At 62.8% G+C, this 14,059-nt stretch carries 19 protein-coding genes; 9 read left to right on the plus strand and 10 right to left on the minus strand.

From position 1 onward, the window contains the following. The first annotated feature begins 115 nt into the window (after nucleotides 1-115). The 3 genes from ABDB84_RS16700 (at nucleotide 116) to ABDB84_RS16710 (ending at nucleotide 2,490) form a co-directional block, all read left to right on the plus strand. On the plus strand, nucleotides 116-322 hold the full coding sequence (locus ABDB84_RS16700) for a hypothetical protein (RefSeq protein ID WP_345920900.1): 207 nt from the start codon (nucleotides 116-118) through the stop codon (nucleotides 320-322). Nucleotides 323-1,171: 849 nt separating this feature from the next. Beyond that, nucleotides 1,172-1,738 (plus strand): hypothetical protein, encoded by a 567-nt coding sequence (locus ABDB84_RS16705; protein ID WP_345920901.1) that lies wholly within the window; start codon nucleotides 1,172-1,174, stop codon nucleotides 1,736-1,738. Between the two features lie 299 nt (nucleotides 1,739-2,037). Then, complete coding sequence (locus ABDB84_RS16710; RefSeq protein WP_345920902.1) at nucleotides 2,038-2,490, plus strand: GNAT family N-acetyltransferase; 453 nt, start codon at nucleotides 2,038-2,040, stop codon at nucleotides 2,488-2,490. A gap of 33 nt (nucleotides 2,491-2,523) precedes the next feature. Here the strand turns inward: ABDB84_RS16710 and ABDB84_RS16715 are convergent, their stop codons facing one another. From ABDB84_RS16715 to ABDB84_RS16730, 4 genes are all read right to left on the minus strand, one after another. After that, entirely contained in the window at nucleotides 2,524-3,543 is a 1,020-nt protein-coding gene (locus ABDB84_RS16715; RefSeq protein WP_345920903.1) for an extracellular catalytic domain type 1 short-chain-length polyhydroxyalkanoate depolymerase, read from the minus strand. 123 nt (nucleotides 3,544-3,666) lie between these two features. Next, nucleotides 3,667-5,088, minus strand: coding sequence for an ATP-binding protein (locus ABDB84_RS16720; protein WP_345920904.1), 1,422 nt, complete (start codon nucleotides 5,086-5,088; stop codon nucleotides 3,667-3,669). After that, nucleotides 5,081-5,743 carry a response regulator transcription factor gene (locus tag ABDB84_RS16725; RefSeq protein ID WP_345920905.1) on the minus strand — a complete coding sequence of 221 codons (663 nt, stop codon included), beginning with the start codon at nucleotides 5,741-5,743 and terminating at the stop codon, nucleotides 5,081-5,083. Before ABDB84_RS16725 ends, ABDB84_RS16720 begins: the two co-directional genes overlap by 8 nt. Then, nucleotides 5,740-6,099, minus strand: a complete 360-nt coding sequence (locus ABDB84_RS16730; RefSeq protein ID WP_345920906.1) for a PepSY domain-containing protein — start codon at nucleotides 6,097-6,099, stop codon at nucleotides 5,740-5,742. Before ABDB84_RS16730 ends, ABDB84_RS16725 begins: the two co-directional genes overlap by 4 nt. 161 nt (nucleotides 6,100-6,260) lie before the next feature. Between ABDB84_RS16730 and ABDB84_RS16735 the strand changes: the two genes are divergently transcribed. After that, nucleotides 6,261-6,626, plus strand: a complete 366-nt coding sequence (locus tag ABDB84_RS16735) for a NirD/YgiW/YdeI family stress tolerance protein (RefSeq protein WP_345920907.1) — start codon at nucleotides 6,261-6,263, stop codon at nucleotides 6,624-6,626. Between the two features lie 129 nt (nucleotides 6,627-6,755). Here the strand turns inward: ABDB84_RS16735 and ABDB84_RS16740 are convergent, their stop codons facing one another. Beyond that, nucleotides 6,756-7,376 carry a TetR/AcrR family transcriptional regulator gene (locus ABDB84_RS16740; RefSeq protein WP_345920908.1) on the minus strand — a complete coding sequence of 207 codons (621 nt, stop codon included), beginning with the start codon at nucleotides 7,374-7,376 and terminating at the stop codon, nucleotides 6,756-6,758. A 245-nt stretch (nucleotides 7,377-7,621) separates the two neighbouring features. Between ABDB84_RS16740 and ABDB84_RS16745 the strand changes: the two genes are divergently transcribed. The 5 genes from ABDB84_RS16745 to ABDB84_RS16765 all read left to right on the plus strand — a co-directional run bounded on the left by ABDB84_RS16745 (nucleotide 7,622) and on the right by ABDB84_RS16765 (nucleotide 11,883). Continuing rightward, entirely contained in the window at nucleotides 7,622-8,287 is a 666-nt protein-coding gene (locus ABDB84_RS16745; protein WP_345920909.1) for a DUF3313 domain-containing protein, read from the plus strand. Between the two features lie 107 nt (nucleotides 8,288-8,394). Further along, on the plus strand, nucleotides 8,395-9,021 hold the full coding sequence (locus ABDB84_RS16750) for a paraquat-inducible protein A (RefSeq protein WP_345920910.1): 627 nt from the start codon (nucleotides 8,395-8,397) through the stop codon (nucleotides 9,019-9,021). After that, a complete protein-coding gene (locus tag ABDB84_RS16755; protein ID WP_345920911.1) occupies nucleotides 9,018-9,635 on the plus strand; it encodes a paraquat-inducible protein A in 618 nt (205 codons plus the stop codon). The genes ABDB84_RS16750 and ABDB84_RS16755 overlap by 4 nt, the downstream gene beginning before the upstream one ends. After that, nucleotides 9,632-11,269: a PqiB family protein gene (locus ABDB84_RS16760; protein ID WP_345920912.1), complete on the plus strand. Its 1,638-nt coding sequence runs from the start codon at nucleotides 9,632-9,634 to the stop codon at nucleotides 11,267-11,269. Before ABDB84_RS16755 ends, ABDB84_RS16760 begins: the two co-directional genes overlap by 4 nt. Then, nucleotides 11,266-11,883 carry a PqiC family protein gene (locus tag ABDB84_RS16765; RefSeq protein ID WP_345920913.1) on the plus strand — a complete coding sequence of 206 codons (618 nt, stop codon included), beginning with the start codon at nucleotides 11,266-11,268 and terminating at the stop codon, nucleotides 11,881-11,883. Before ABDB84_RS16760 ends, ABDB84_RS16765 begins: the two co-directional genes overlap by 4 nt. 23 nt (nucleotides 11,884-11,906) lie before the next feature. On the opposite strand, the gene ABDB84_RS16770 is transcribed toward ABDB84_RS16765, so the two are convergent. The 5 genes from ABDB84_RS16770 to ABDB84_RS16790 all read right to left on the minus strand — a co-directional run bounded on the left by ABDB84_RS16770 (nucleotide 11,907) and on the right by ABDB84_RS16790 (nucleotide 14,055). After that, a complete protein-coding gene (locus ABDB84_RS16770; protein ID WP_345920914.1) occupies nucleotides 11,907-12,272 on the minus strand; it encodes a hypothetical protein in 366 nt (121 codons plus the stop codon). A 173-nt stretch (nucleotides 12,273-12,445) separates the two neighbouring features. Next, entirely contained in the window at nucleotides 12,446-12,664 is a 219-nt protein-coding gene (locus tag ABDB84_RS16775) for a hypothetical protein (RefSeq protein WP_345920915.1), read from the minus strand. A gap of 107 nt (nucleotides 12,665-12,771) precedes the next feature. Beyond that, the gene (locus ABDB84_RS16780) at nucleotides 12,772-13,257 is read right to left on the minus strand and encodes a hypothetical protein (RefSeq protein ID WP_345920916.1); all 486 of its coding nucleotides are present in this window, start codon (nucleotides 13,255-13,257) and stop codon (nucleotides 12,772-12,774) included. Continuing rightward, nucleotides 13,254-13,577 carry a (2Fe-2S) ferredoxin domain-containing protein gene (locus tag ABDB84_RS16785; RefSeq protein ID WP_345920917.1) on the minus strand — a complete coding sequence of 108 codons (324 nt, stop codon included), beginning with the start codon at nucleotides 13,575-13,577 and terminating at the stop codon, nucleotides 13,254-13,256. Before ABDB84_RS16785 ends, ABDB84_RS16780 begins: the two co-directional genes overlap by 4 nt. Nucleotides 13,578-13,602: 25 nt before the next feature. Then, nucleotides 13,603-14,055: a ferritin family protein gene (locus tag ABDB84_RS16790; RefSeq protein WP_345920918.1), complete on the minus strand. Its 453-nt coding sequence runs from the start codon at nucleotides 14,053-14,055 to the stop codon at nucleotides 13,603-13,605. Between the last annotated feature and the right edge of the window lie 4 nt (nucleotides 14,056-14,059).

Consider the following 14,059-nt stretch of genomic DNA (forward strand, 5'->3'; position numbering starts at 1 on the left):
GACGCGCAGCGGTAACGCGTTAGCAGGCTCTGCAAAGGCGTTCGGTGGCTTGCTCTGCGAACCTTCCATCAGGGTCTGCGGATATTTCACGTGAGATGTACATTTGGACGGTTATATGTCAGAAATTAGGTCAATCAATATCGATGAGCTTGATAAAATAGGTGTCGATGAAAATAATAAGCTTTACTGGGATGGCCGCCCCATCGTTGTAGAAGAAAGAATTACGCTGCAATGGTGGGTGAACTTATCCGCCATAGCTGGAGCTCTATCCGGAGTTACATTGGCTGTAATTGAAGTTTTGAGGTATTGCGCGGGGAAATAAAGCTAGAAGGTAAGGCCGTACTTCGGAGTAATTAAATGCTTGGCCTTAGGCCGCAAAAGCCGTAAGCGCCCTGCGATGGTTCTACCAATCTACGGTGACATTCCACCGGTAGGCGCTAAAAGACGCTCTGTGTGTCGTTTCGCCAATCCGTCCTACGGACTTAGTTTGTAGGGTGCGCACCGCGCACGCGGAACTCATGTTCGAACTCACGCCGTGCTTTTTGCATGGATACTGACGGATTAATGGAATGGTGCGCAATGTGCACCCTACTGCTGTGCACGGTTACGCAGGCGTGTCGTAGGGGTGGTGAAAAATGAAAAACTTCAAGAAAAAGGCATGTGCATTCGTGGTCTTGATCCTTGTTGTCGCTGTTTATGGGTTTTTGTGGTTAATTTTCATACGCCATTTGATAAATAATTTGGTCAGTGGCGCCCCGGAGTTTGTTCAAGCCGCGGCTATTTTTGTTTCATTATTTCCATTGTTTGTTTTCCAGAAATTTTATTTGGAGAAGCTAAAGAAAATTGACAATGATTCGTGACGGCGTAATTTTGTGCTGATTTTTTTGCTGTTTTTGCAAGGCTGTAAGCCGGAATGAATAAATGCGTGGTGCTAGGTCGTAAAAGCCACAGGCGTCTTCCGACGTTTGTGCTGCTCAGGCTCTCTGAGCACACCTAGTGGCTCCAGCCCTCTCCCGGCGCTTCGCGCCACCCTCTCCCGCAAGCGGGCGAGGGGACGGCAAGTGCGTAGCCCGGAGCCAGGCTTCACCGGGGTACGAATTTTGTTACGCGTAGATTTCTCGCCTCCGTCTGCAGCCTTGAGACGGGTAGTTACTTTCCTTCGTGAGACGCCATGAAGCGGTTCTTCATCTCATTGTTGTTGGTCTCCCGGCTTGCCGGCGCATCGGATGAGTTTGCTGCGGAAGAGCAGATTGAAAATCCCGACAAAATCCCCGCGTCCATCATTGCGCTGCTGGCTCACAAGATCGATCTGGCGGAGCTTGGCTGTCTGGAAAGCAAGCTGAGCGATACACTGGAGGCCAAACGGATTTACATCGGTACGCAGGTCAAAACATTCCTCGTCAAACCGAAGTCTTGGTGCCTCTGCGGTGTAGCCAGCTGCCCGATGTGGATATTTCAAATGCGCGGTCAGGCGGCAAATCGTATCTGGTCTACGGAGGGCAGCGCTGCACTGGAAATCCTCGATCAAAAGCGCAATGGCTACCGCCGACTCCGAGAGATCAGTGACACCGCGGGGCACGGCGCCGAGTCAATCTGGTCATGGCATGGGGCAAAGTACGAGGAAACCTACAGGCAGGTGTGGACCTGGAACGAGCAGAAAAAATGCCGCGAAACGGAAGTGTCCCGTTTGATCAACGGCAAGCTGAAAAACACCGCCAATTCATGCGTGCCTGAATAAAGCCTTTAAGGCCGTAAGTCGGAATGAATAAATGCATAGCAGCAGGTCGGACAAGCCGCAGGCGCCTTCCGACGTTTGTGCAACTCAGACTCACTGAGCACGCCTAGTGGCTTCAGCCCTCTCCCGGCGCTTCGCGCCACCCTCTCCCGCAAGTGGGCGAGGGGACGGCAAGCGCATAGCCTGGACGAAGGCGTAGCCGGAATCCGCCGCTTTCTCCTGGCGCCGATGTCCCGGATGTCTTTGGGCGGCATCCGTGTTAGGTTTCCAGGCCCTCACCTCCGGCCTGACAACGAATCGCCATGATCAGCACCCGCATCGCCACGCTCGACGATCTGAATTCCATCGCGCCCTTGTTCGACGCTTATCGGCAGTTTTATGAGCAAGCGCCCGATCTTGAATTGGCCACGCGCTTCATACGCGAGCGCCTGCAGAACAGCGAGTCGGTGATCCTGCTGGCGAGCGGTGCCTCCGGGGAGGTGCTGGGTTTCTGTCAGCTGTATCCGAGCTTCTGTTCGGTCGAGGCGCGGCCGATTTATGCGCTCTACGATCTTTTCGTCACGCCCGCAGCGCGGCGCAGTGGCGCGGGCAGCGCCTTGCTGCAGGCGGCGGAGCAGCTGGCGGCGGCGCAGGGCAAGGCGCGCATGGATCTGACCACCGCCAAGACCAATACGGCGGCGCAGGCGGCCTATGCAGCGCAGGGCTGGGTGCGGGACGAAGTCTTCTTCGCCTACAGCAAACACCTCGCCCGCTGAGGGGCGGCGGAGCAGCCACCCCGCAGATGCGCCTCACTGCTGCGCGAAAAAGTCCCAGATCAGTTCGGTGGCCTTGATCGCGCTGGAGGGCTGGCTGCCGCCGCGTGGCTTCTGGCCGCCCGGCCAGGAGTGACCGCCGCTTTCGGTGACACACAGCTGCACCTGGGTGCCGCCCTGGCAGCCGGTGTAGGCCTCGCAGTAGGCGCCGGCGGTGCTCAGGACGCGTTGTGGCGCCGGCCGGCAGGCATCGAGTTTGACCCATTTGGCGATCGAGTCGGGCACCGAGACGAAGGCGGTGACTTTGTCGGATTCGCGCCCGGCGCCGCCGTTGAAGAGCACCAGCTCGTCATCGCGTGCGTGGATGTGGAGGATCGAGACCGGCCGGCTCGGCGTACAGACCGTGGTGTTGTCGGTCCCGGCCACGGCGGCGATGGCGCGGAAGGTGTCGGGCATTTCGCAGGCCAGGCGGTAGCTCATCATCGCGCCATTCGAGATGCCGCTGGCGAAGATGCGCTGGGCGTCGATGTTGAGCTGGCGTTTGAGGCGCGCCACCACTTCGCGCACGAAGCCGACATCGTCGCTCTGCGTGTCGCGCGCGCCGCCGCAGCAGTGGCCGGCATTCCAGGTCGCCAGCTTGCCGCCGAAGCGGCTGTAGCCATTCGGAAAAGCGACGATGTAGCCGGCTTGCTCGGCTTGGCTGATCTGCCCGTAGTAACGGTCATCGGCCTGGATGTCCATATTGCCGCCCCCGCCGTGAAAGACGAGCAGCAACGGCCGTGGCGTGTCGTCGCGGTAGCTGGCGGGCACGTGCACGCGGTACTGGCGCGTGGCACCGCCGTGTTCGAAGCTGAAGCTGTAGTCGCCGGGGCGGGTGATCGCGGCCGGCTCGGCGGCGGGCGCCTCCTTGCGCTGGGCGATGCGCGCCTGGATGCGTTCGCGCAGGCTCGGCGCGTCGGCATTCTGCGCCTGTGCCGGCAGGCTGAGGGCGGCCGGCAGCAGCAGGGCTACAACAAGGCGTGCGAGGCGAGAGCGGCAGGTGGGCGGGCGCGGCATGAGCAGTCCTGACAGCAAGGCGACGGCGCTTACTGTGGAATAAACACTTGGCCCTGACAAGCGCTGTTCATCGCTGCTTACAAGATCGGTTTGGCGGCGCGGATGGCGGTGTGCGCCGCGCGCTCAGGCGCCCATCCAGCGCGGTAGCAGCAGGCTGGCCGAGAGCCCTCTGCCGGTGCTGCGCGCGCGCAGCTCGAGACGGCCGCCGTAGAGCTGGACCAGCTCTTGCACGATGGCTAAGCCAAGTCCCGAACCTGACGTCTGTTCGTCGAGGCGAACGCCGCGTCCGCGCACGTGTTCGAGCTGCTCCGGCGCGATGCCGGGGCCGTCGTCTTCGATGCGCACGATCAGCATGGCGGGCGCTTCGGCGGCCTCTACCGTCAGCCAGATGTTGGCGCTGGCCCATTTGCAGGCGTTCTCCAGTACGTTGCCAAGCATTTCTTGCAGGTCCTGCTCCTCGCCAGCAAAACTCAGCGCCGGGTCGGCGTTGTGGTGAAAGCTCAGCTGGCGTGACTCGAAGGTGCGCACGAGCACACGCAGCAATCCGCTGCTGACCGCGTGCACGTTCACATGGCGTCCGGGTACCGCATACGCTGCGCTGATCCGCGCGTGCCGCAGATGCCAGTCGATCTGGCGGCGTATTTGTGCGAGTTGCTCGCGCAGCAAGGATTCGGTGATCGCCTCCGCGTTGCGTTGCGCACGTTCGGTTTCGTTCTCCAGCACGGTCAGCGGGGTTTTGAGCGCATGGGCCAGATTGCCCGCCAGCGAACGGGCGCGCTGGATCAGCTCGGCATTGCTGCCCAGTACCTGGTTGAAGTCGCCGACCAGGGGCGCGATTTCCTGCGGGAAGTGGCCTTCCAGTTGCGCCGTGCGCCCCTCGCGCACCGCCGCCAGCGCGTGTTGCAGCTTGCGCAGCGGGCGCAGGCCAATGCTCACCTGCGCCCAGGCGGCCAGCCCGAGCAGCACGAACAGCCCGCTCAACGCCAGTGCCAGCAAGATGCCAAAGCGCCGCGTCGCTTCCAGATTGAAGCGCAGGTCGCCCGCTACGATCAGACGGTAGGCGCGCTCGGGTGACTCCTGCAGGTGTACGAGACGCTGCAGCACCAACAGCTGCTCGCCGGCGGGCCCCTTGGCGCTGCTGACCTCCAGCGTGCCGGAGACGGAGCGCCCGCCTGTGCCAAGAGCGAGATTGGCATCCCACAGCGAACGCGAGCGCAGCGCGCCTATTGTCGTCTGCTGCTGCGGGCCGAGCACGTCGATCTGCCAGTACAGGCCAGAGTAGGGCTTGAGCAGGCGTGGGTCGAGCATGGCATCGGCATCGACACGGAGCTGGCCGTCGACAAATTCCAGCTCGACGACGAGCTGGTCGAGCTGGCGCGCCAGCGCCGCCTGGAATTGATTGACCACGTGATCGCGGAACAGCGCCGTCAGCGCGAAGCCGGTCAGCAGCATGGCCAGGGCCGTGCCGCCGAGCGTCAGGCCGAGCAGGCGCAGGCGCAGCGAGCGTGGCTGCGTCGGGGGGGCGGTGGAGGTGGCCTCAGCCATGTTCGACGAGCCGGTAGCCCATGCCGCGCACCGTCTCGATCAGCGCCGGATCGAGCTTCTTGCGCAGGCGTCCGACGAAGACCTCGATGGTGTTGGAGTCGCGGTCATGGTCCTGAGCGTAGAGATGTTCGGTCAATTCGCTGCGGCTGACCATCTGGCCGGGCCGGTGCATCAGGTACTGCAGCAGCTTGAACTCGTGGCTGGTCAGGCTTACCGCCGTGCCGTCCTGTCTCACCGTACCGTCGCGCGTATCCAGCGTCACCCGGCCGCAGCGCAGCAGCGGCGAAGCCAGCCCGGCGCTGCGGCGGATCAGCGCACGCAGACGGGCCAAGAGCTCCTCGCCGTGGAAGGGCTTGGCCAGATAGTCGTCGGCGCCCGCGTCCATGCCCTCGACTTTCTCGTGCCAGGCGCCGCGCGCGGTGAGGATCAGCACCGGCATCCTGCGCTGTGCGTTTCGCCAGTGCCGCAGCACGCTGAGGCCATCGAGTCCGGGCAGTCCGAGGTCGAGCACCACGGCATCGAAGTCCTCGCTTTCGCCGCGATAGCGGGCATCACGCCCTTCGGCGCTGGTCTCCAGGGTGTAGCCCGCTTCGCTCAGCAGTTGAACGAGCTGCGCTTGCAAGGTGGGCTCGTCTTCCACCAGCAGGATCTTCATCGTGTCTCCAGGGGATTCATGCCTTTGCGCTTGATCTTGAGGATCTCGCCATTGGCCGCTGCAATCTTCATCTTGAGTACCTGCCCATCCGGCGTGATGGCCTTGATCTCGTACACCAGAAAGCGCCGGCCGTCCTCCTTCTCCTCGTGCAGCTTGGCTTCGAGGAGTTCGCAGTTGCCGCAGTAGCGGGCGACCCGCTCGCGCACTGCCTGGAACGGCAAGGCCAAGCCGGCTTGTACGGCATACCGCGCATCGTCTTGCTCGCTTTGCTGAGCGGCATGCGTTGGCAGCATTGCGCCGAGAACAAGGGCGCAGCGTGCAATTTTGAGACAGAGCATGAAAGGGCGGCGGGACATGAGCGTTGCGGACGGCGGTCAGGATGGCAGAAGAATGCACCGGCTTGGATGAACAGAGTCTGAACAGGACGTTCAGGCAAGGTTCAGCAAGGGCTCCCTAGACTGCACAGCACGCTGTCGGAATGCACAGCTCTCTGCATTCATCACCCAAGGAGTCAGTCATGAAATCCCTCATCATCATCAGCCTGCTGTCTGCTGCCATTGTGAGCAGCGAGCCTGCCAAGGCGCAGTACGTCGGCCCGGATGGTTCGCCGAAGAGTATCAAGGAACTGAGCGGAAGCCTGCTCGTCAAGGACCAGCGGGTCACCCTGAAAGGTCATATCATCCGCCGCGTCGCTGACGAACTGTATGAGTTCAGCGACGGCAGCGGCACGATTTACCTCGACATCGACAACAAGTTCTGGCGCTGGCCGGGCAATATGCCGATTGACCAGAACACCATGGTCGAGGTGCACGGCAAGTTCGTCAATAAGGCCTTCCACTTCGACAAGATCAAGCTGATCGACCTGCGCATCGTGAGCAAGTGAGCCCGGTTCGCAGAAGCCTTAAACGTGGCTGCTGGAAGCCGGTGCCGCCTGTCGCCCTAAAGACGATGCGATGGCCGATGTTTCCGAAGGCCGCGCCCACTGAGCAGCGCTGCGCTGAATACACGCAGTTCAGCGTGCCGGCAGTTGCCCGAACAGAAAAGTCTCGATGGCGCGCTCGGCGATGCGTTTGATCTCCGCCTTGCTGACTTTGGCCGGCGCTTGTTGGTACAGGCGCGCATTGGTCTCGGCGGTGACCAGGGAGAGCAGCTGCAGGGCGCAGACATGGGGATCGCGCGCCTGCAGCATGCCGCGCGCCATGCACGCGCTGAGCAGCTTGCCGAGCAGCTCGATGGCTTCCGAGGGTCCCGCCTCATAGAAGATCTGCCCGACATCCGAACGTCCCGACTCCCCTAGCACCATGCGATACACCGCCAGGGCGTTGTCGTCATTGGTGAGAATCTGCAACACATCTTCAGCAAAGCGCTGCAGGGATTGGCGCAAGTCGGCCTCGCGGTCGACGTTCTTCTGCAGCGTCATCACCGCATTGGACAGATGCGAGGTGGCGATTGAGCGCACCACCGCCGCGAACAGCACTTCCTTGGACGGGAAGTAGCCATAGAGCGTCGCTTTGGAGCCCCCCAGACGCCTGACCAGCTCGTTCATGGAGGCGCCTTCATAGCCCAGTTCAAGGAACAGCTGACTTGCCGCAAACAAGATGGCGTCTCGCTTGGCGGCTGTTCTGACCTTCATTCCGGCTCCTTTTTTTTGCTTTTAAAAGTGTACCGGATTGTACATTTTTATTGACAGTTGGAAAGTGCCTCTCTAATAATGAAAACGTACCGATTGGTACATTTTTGGTCGTCTCCAACGTTCTTGTGCGCATCGCGCCAAGTGGGGCGGGACGGTTTGTCGAACTTTTCAGGGGGCATCGCGCCGGGCTGCACACCTGCTCGCTATGCCTGCACCCATCTTTCTCCCCAAAAGGAACCACCGCCATGAACCTCAAGAAAAACCTGTTTCGCTTCACCGGCACCCTGCTGATCGCCCTGCTGGCGGCCGGCTGCGCCAGTACCAATCCGACGCGCTACAGCGATCTCGCTTCGGCGGGCCAGCTGCAAACCAATACCGGCAGCCAGGCGGCGCGCATTCCGTTTCGCTACGAAACGGCGACCAAGTGGAGCGAGTACCGCAATGTCATCATTGATCCGGTGAGCGTGTATCGCGGCGCTGATGCGCAGTTCAAGGACATCAGCGAAGCGGAAAAGTCCGAGCTCTCGCGTTACATGCAGGAGGCATTCAGCAAGGAACTGTCGGCGCGCTTCAAGCTCAGCCGCGATCCGGCGCCGGGCACCTTGCGCGTCAAGCTGAGCCTCACCGGTGCCGAGCCGACCACGCGTGTGGTGGCGCCCATCCTGCGTTTCGATCTGGTGGGCATGCCGTACAACATCGTGCAGTCGATTCGTGGCAAGGAGGGCGCTCTCACCGGTTCGGTGATGTACGCGGTGGAAATCTACGATGCGCAAAGCAAGCAGCTGCTCAATGCCTACGTGGCCAAGCAGTACCCGAATGCGATGAACGTACTGGCCAACTTCAGCGCGCTGGGCGCGGCGAAGACCGGCCTGGACAAGGGCGCCACCGAGTTGGCCAGCGCCCTGCAGTAAAGCCTGTCAGCCCGCTGGATGCTGAGTCGTACCGCCAGCTCGGCGGCCGGCTCGGCGCCGCCGGGCGGTCTTGAGCTTGGAGTGCCGTGCGCCGCACCGGGGGGGCCATGAAGACATTTCTCGACTGGGTTGTTTGCAAGCATTGCGATAGCGTGCATCAGCGTCGTCCGCTGCCGCGTGGCGCCCGCGCACGCTGCGCGCATTGCAGCGCGCCGCTGTATCAGGGCCATTGGCTGGATGTGGATGCCTGGCTGGCGCTGAGCATTGCGGCAGGCATCGCCTTCCTGATCTGCAATCTGTGTCCGCTGCTGGCGCTGCGGGTGCAGGGCCAGCAAGTCAGCGTGGGGGTGTGGCAGGCGGCGATGGCTTTGCTGCATCGATCGAGCAGTCCGCTTGCCGTGCCCTTTGCGCTGTCGATCATCATCGTGCCGATGCTGCAGATCGGCCTGCTGATCTGGCTGCTGTGGCATGCCCGCAGGCAGCGGCCCGCGCCGGGACATGCGTTGGCGCTGCGCTGGCTGAGCCGCTTGCGGCCCTGGTGCATGGTCGAGGTGTTCCTGCTGGGCAATCTGGTGGCGATCATCAAGCTTGGCGCCCTGCTGAGCCTCAGCGTCGGCCCTGGTTTGTGGGCCATGGGGGCCTTGATGCTGCTGCTGTGCATGATCACCCAGCACACGCTGCATGATTTGTGGCGCTTGCATGGCCGCATCGCCAGCGCGGAGCCGCAGGCATGAGGCCGCCGCGCGCCGCCGAGCTGGGCTTGATCGCCTGCCATTGCTGCGATCTGGTCTGTGAATACCACCCCGGCTGCGAGGGCCGGCCCTGTCCGCGCTGCGGCAGCCGCTTGCAGCGCCGCCGCCCGGATGCGCAGGCGCGGGCCTGGGCATTGCTGATCGCCGGTGTGCTGCTCTACATCCCGGCCAATCTGCTGCCCATCGTGTCCAGCAGCCTGCTCGGCAAGGATGACAACAGCACCATCCTGAGCAGCATCCTTGATTTCTGGAATGGCGGCAGCTGGGGCATCGCCCTGCTGGTGTTCGGCGCCAGCGTTGTCGTGCCCTGCGTCAAGTTCCTGGCACTCGCCTTCCTGTTGCTGAGCAGCCGGCGCGGCAGCACCTGGGCCGGCGTGCAGCGCACGCATCTGTATCGCCTGCTCGAACTGTTTGGCTACTGGTCGATGCTCGATGTGATGGTGGTGGCGATGCTGGCGGCGGCCGTCAATTTCCCCGCGCTCGGCGAAATCGAGCCGGCGCCGGGCGTTCTTTTCTTTGGTGCGATGGTCATTGTCACCATGCTCTCGACCATGAGTTTCGACCCACGCAGCATTTGGGATGGCGATCAAACATGAATCCACAGCACAGCGAAGACGCAGCGGAACCGCTGATCACCTCTCCGCGCTGGCCGGCGGCCCTGGTCTGGCTGGTGCCGCTGCTTGCCGCCTTGCTCGGCGCCTCGATCTTGCTGCAGAGCTGGCTGTCCACCGGCCCGGAGATCAGCATCGAGTTTCGCACCGCCAATGGCCTGGAGGCGGGCAAGACGCCGGTCAAATACAAGGATGTGACGGTCGGCACGGTCAGCGACATCAGCCTCAGCGAAGACGGCTCGCATGTGATTGCCCGCGTCGCGCTGATCAAGAACGCGGCGAGCCTGGCCTTTGACGGCACGCGCTTCTGGGTGGTGCGGCCGCGGGTGGGCGCCAATGGCGTCTCCGGCATCGACACCCTGCTCTCGGGCGCCTACATCGGTGTCGACAAAGGCATCGCAACCAAGCCGGCGCGCCACTTCATCGGCCTGGAGCAGCCGCCGGTGGTCCTCGGCGGCATGCCGGGCAAGTCTTTCGTGCTGCACACCGATGATCTCGGTTCGCTCGATATCGGTTCGCCGGTGTATTACCGGCGCATCGCCGTCGGCCGTGTGGCCGCCTACCATCTGGCGCCCGATGGCAAGGATGTGCGGGTGCAGATCTTCATCGACGCGCCGTATGATCGTTCGGTCAGCCGCAATACCCGCTTCTGGAATGCCAGCGGTCTGGATGTCTCGGTCAATGCCGATGGCTTCAAGCTGAAGACCCAGTCGCTGTCCACCATCGTCGCCGGCGGTGTGGCATTTGCCACGCCTGACTATGCGCCGGGCGAGGCGGCGGCCGAAAACGCCGAGTTCGAGCTTTCACGCGATCAGGAATCGGCGATGGCCGCGCCGGACGGACCGGCCCACTTCATCCAGTTGCGCTTCACGCAGGCTTTGCGCGGTCTGTCGATTGGCGCGCCGGTGAAATTCCTGGGCATGGATCTGGGCCGTGTGGTGTCGATGGATCTCGATTACGACACAAGCCGGCGGCGCTTCCCGACCATCGTCGGCATCCTGGTCTATCCGCAGCGCCTGGGCCAGGTGCGCAAGAAGCTGCCGGATTTCGAAGGTCAGGCGCAGCAACAGGCGGTGGCGTTCCTGCGCAGCATGGTTGCCCAGGGCCTGCGCGCCCAGGCCCGCTCGGGCAATCTGCTCACCGGCCAGCTCTATATCTCGCTGGAATTCGTGGCCAACGCAGCTCCGGTCAGCTTCGATGCCGATGCGCGCCCGCTGGTGCTGCCCACCGTCGAGAGCAGTCTGGACTCGCTGCAGGATCAGCTGGCCAGTGTGGTCAGCAAGCTGGACCGCCTGCCCATCGAATCGATCGGCCACCATCTCGACAGCACTTTGCTGAATCTCGACCAAACCCTGGTCCAGTTCAATGGCCCCTTGCTCGGCGAGACCACGCGCACCTTGCAGCAGGCGCAGCGCACGCTCAGCAGTGCGCAGGCCATGTTCAGTGAAGATGCGCCGATGCAGCAGGAGATCGGCCAGACCCTGCAGGACGCGCAGCGCAGTTTCCGCTCCCTGCGCGCCTTGAGTGAGCTGCTCAGCCGCCAGCCCGAATCCCTGCTGCGCGGTTTGCCCGCCGCGCCTCCTGCTTCCCCCCATGCGCCGGAGGCGCCGACGCCATGACTGCTCGCCTACGTATCCACTTCGCCGCGCTGTTGCTGGCCTTGAGCGCCTGTGCATCGCCCCCGGCAGTGCACTTCTACACCTTGCAGCCGGCGGCGCCCGCGCTGGACGGCGCCTCCGCGCCGGTGGAGGCGGCACCGTTTTTCATCGCCCTGCAGACGCTCAGCATTCCGATCCGTCTGGATCAGCCCCAGCTCAGTGTGCGCCAGGGCGAGCGCCTGGTGATGCTGGAAACCGAGCGCTGGGCTGGCCCGCTCGATGAGGAACTGAGAGCAGCATTCAGTGCGGCCCTGACTGAGCAGCTGGCGACCCAAGATCTCAGTGGCTTGCCGCTGCGTGCCAGCAAGCCGGTGATGCGCATCCAGCTGCAGGTCCGCCGCCTCGATGCCTGGCTGGGCAAGGTGGTCGAGTTCGAGGCCGATTGGAGCCTGAGCTTTGTCGGCGAGGCGACGCCCGCCCTGAATTGCCATAGCCGCTTCAGCGAGCCGGCGGCTGCAGGCTATGGCGGCATGGTGCAGGCCGTGCAGCGCAGTGTGGTGGCGACGGCGCAGCAGATTGCGCAGGATGCGCGGCGCTGGGCGCAGTCGCGCAATGCGGCGTGTACGCCGCCGTGACGGCCTGGCAGTCAGGGCGCAGTTCAGAACTTCGGTATATCGCGCGCGGCGACGCGTTCAAAGCCTTTGTCGGGGGTGTGGCTGCGGCATTCGCCGGCGGCGCCGTTGCGTTGCAGGCGGCGTAGCCAGCTGCCGTCGGTGCAGCGCCAGGCTTCGAGGGCTTCGGCTTCGAGCTGGCGCAGATAGGGCTGGTCTTCGTCGTCGAAGCATTCCTGCCACAGCGTGTAGGTGTGGCGGTAGTAGCAGATCTCGCCGCTGCTGTCGTAGCCACGCCATTTCGACGCGGGGATGCTGTCATCATGGAAGGACTCGATGTAGGCCGGCGCGATCACCATGTCCTGTAATTCAATAGGCAGGCGTGCTTGCCAGTTTTCGAAGGAGCGTTCCATGTTTCGTCGCCTTTGTCGGGTTTCGTTGTAAATATCTCTATATAGCGATAACAGCAAAAAGAGTGCCTGCCAAAGTGCCGCAGGCATCGCGTGGATGCCGATATGGGCGCTTCATTTACGCATGCCCCGGCACCGCGCGTGGCGAGGCCGGGGGCTCAGCTGGGCTGCCGGGTTTAGGCGGCCTTCAGGCGGGTGAGCAGTTCGGTGGCGCGGGTGGCGGCGGCGGATGCGTCGAAGAACTTGCCGAAATGCACTTCCCAGACCAGTTTTTCGAGGATGTCGACAACCGGCGTGACGTCGTCGAATTTGACGTAGCGGCCGGACTGATCTTCGCTTTGGTCGCAGCTATAGGCGCTGCCGCTTTGCGTGAAGCTAACGCTCTTCAGGCTCATGGTGATTTCTCCTGTCGGGATTACTAGGGTTGGGTATTACTGTGGCCGTTTTTATGGGTACCGGCGTGCGCGTTCGGCCTGTTTTTTGTGGCGCGCACGTCAAAAAATCAGCTGTTGCGTGTTCCTTCCAGCAAGGCGTTGATGACATCGTCACCCAGGCCGTGGCCGCTGTGCAGTTCGCGGATCTTGCCCAGCGCGGCGCTGGCTTCGTCGCTACGCCCCTGGCGCAGCATGATGAAAGCGAGGGCCTTGAGGGTGAACAGCCAGAAGCGCGCCGGGCCGGTACTGGCGAAGTCCGCTCCATTGGCGACTGCTTCGCGCCAGTTCTCGGCTAGGCCGGCCTGGCGCGCGGCCTGGCTGAGGCCGGTCTGCGCGGCTTTCTCGGCCAGCTCAAACTGGCGCCGGCTGGCGTGGAACTTGTAGAGCAGGTAATACACCGGCAGGCATTCGGGGCTGCTGGCCTGCGCGGTCCATAGCAGGGCTTCGATCTGTGCCGGCGTGGCGCCGGCGATCTGGTCGAGCATGCGGCGTGCGGCGGGCGTGACTTCGCCGCCGAAAAAGGCGTCCGAGGATTCGCCGGTAAACAGGTTCACCACACGGCTCCCGGCGCCAGCAGACGCGCCACCGGTTCGCCGCCGATCAGGTGCGAGTCGAAGATCTCGGCTACGTCACCCGGGGTGACATTGTTGTAGAGCACGCCTTCGGGATAGACCAGCACATTGGTGCCGACATCGCAGGGGCCGAGGCAGCCCGAGTAGGTGACGGCGATCTTGTCGTACACGCCGCGCTTTTGCAGCTCGGACCAGAAGGACTGCAGCACGTCGGTGCTGCCCTTTTGCTGACAGGAACCACGCGGGTGATTGGGCGGACGTGATTGCGAACAGACGAAAACGTGGCGAAGTGGCTTGGGCATGATGCTTCCTTTTGGCGCTGGCGACTTAGGCGGACAGTCGTACGATCCATTGTTCAAGCGCGGCCAGGTGGGCTGCGCTTTCGGTTTCAAAGGCCTGCGCTGTCTGGCGCAGTGTGGAATCGGTGCTCAGCGCAATCATGCTGAGGTAATAGGCATGGCAGCGCCGCTTGAGTTCAAGGGCTTGGGTCATCACGCGGTGCAGGTCGAGCAGGGTATCGCCGCCGACCTTGATCGCTGAACGCGGGTGATCGGTGAATTCCGGCAGCTTGCGCAGGCGGATATTGGCGCGGGCGCCGGGCCCGCCACTGATGCGTGCATCGTTCGCTTCGATCCGCGTCAGCTCGGCCAGCGCGGAGAAGAAAGACTCCAGTTCGACATCACCGGCCTGCAGGGCGCGCTGGGCGAAGCGCTCGTAGTGCTCGGCCGCTTCGCTTTCGAGCAGCACGACATTGGCAAGAAACTGCTCGAGGGTGGTCACGATC

The sequence above is a fragment of the Uliginosibacterium sediminicola genome (assembly GCF_039631295.1).
In the GTDB taxonomy this organism is placed as follows: domain Bacteria; phylum Pseudomonadota; class Gammaproteobacteria; order Burkholderiales; family Rhodocyclaceae; genus Viridibacterium; species Viridibacterium sediminicola.

What these genes read in the sequence shown, in the direction of transcription:
- ABDB84_RS16700 (WP_345920900.1), top strand. Translation starts at nt 116, where the DNA reads ATGTCAGAAATTAGGTCAATCAATATCGATGAGCTTGATAAAATAGGT.
- ABDB84_RS16705 (WP_345920901.1), top strand. Translation starts at nt 1,172, where the DNA reads ATGAAGCGGTTCTTCATCTCATTGTTGTTGGTCTCCCGGCTTGCCGGC.
- ABDB84_RS16710 (WP_345920902.1), top strand. Translation starts at nt 2,038, where the DNA reads ATGATCAGCACCCGCATCGCCACGCTCGACGATCTGAATTCCATCGCG.
- ABDB84_RS16715 (WP_345920903.1), bottom strand. Translation starts at nt 3,543, where the DNA reads ATGCCGCGCCCGCCCACCTGCCGCTCTCGCCTCGCACGCCTTGTTGTA.
- ABDB84_RS16720 (WP_345920904.1), bottom strand. Translation starts at nt 5,088, where the DNA reads ATGGCTGAGGCCACCTCCACCGCCCCCCCGACGCAGCCACGCTCGCTG.
- ABDB84_RS16725 (WP_345920905.1), bottom strand. Translation starts at nt 5,743, where the DNA reads ATGAAGATCCTGCTGGTGGAAGACGAGCCCACCTTGCAAGCGCAGCTC.
- ABDB84_RS16730 (WP_345920906.1), bottom strand. Translation starts at nt 6,099, where the DNA reads ATGTCCCGCCGCCCTTTCATGCTCTGTCTCAAAATTGCACGCTGCGCC.
- ABDB84_RS16735 (WP_345920907.1), top strand. Translation starts at nt 6,261, where the DNA reads ATGAAATCCCTCATCATCATCAGCCTGCTGTCTGCTGCCATTGTGAGC.
- ABDB84_RS16740 (WP_345920908.1), bottom strand. Translation starts at nt 7,376, where the DNA reads ATGAAGGTCAGAACAGCCGCCAAGCGAGACGCCATCTTGTTTGCGGCA.
- ABDB84_RS16745 (WP_345920909.1), top strand. Translation starts at nt 7,622, where the DNA reads ATGAACCTCAAGAAAAACCTGTTTCGCTTCACCGGCACCCTGCTGATC.
- ABDB84_RS16750 (WP_345920910.1), top strand. Translation starts at nt 8,395, where the DNA reads ATGAAGACATTTCTCGACTGGGTTGTTTGCAAGCATTGCGATAGCGTG.
- ABDB84_RS16755 (WP_345920911.1), top strand. Translation starts at nt 9,018, where the DNA reads ATGAGGCCGCCGCGCGCCGCCGAGCTGGGCTTGATCGCCTGCCATTGC.
- ABDB84_RS16760 (WP_345920912.1), top strand. Translation starts at nt 9,632, where the DNA reads ATGAATCCACAGCACAGCGAAGACGCAGCGGAACCGCTGATCACCTCT.
- ABDB84_RS16765 (WP_345920913.1), top strand. Translation starts at nt 11,266, where the DNA reads ATGACTGCTCGCCTACGTATCCACTTCGCCGCGCTGTTGCTGGCCTTG.
- ABDB84_RS16770 (WP_345920914.1), bottom strand. Translation starts at nt 12,272, where the DNA reads ATGGAACGCTCCTTCGAAAACTGGCAAGCACGCCTGCCTATTGAATTA.
- ABDB84_RS16775 (WP_345920915.1), bottom strand. Translation starts at nt 12,664, where the DNA reads ATGAGCCTGAAGAGCGTTAGCTTCACGCAAAGCGGCAGCGCCTATAGC.
- ABDB84_RS16785 (WP_345920917.1), bottom strand. Translation starts at nt 13,577, where the DNA reads ATGCCCAAGCCACTTCGCCACGTTTTCGTCTGTTCGCAATCACGTCCG.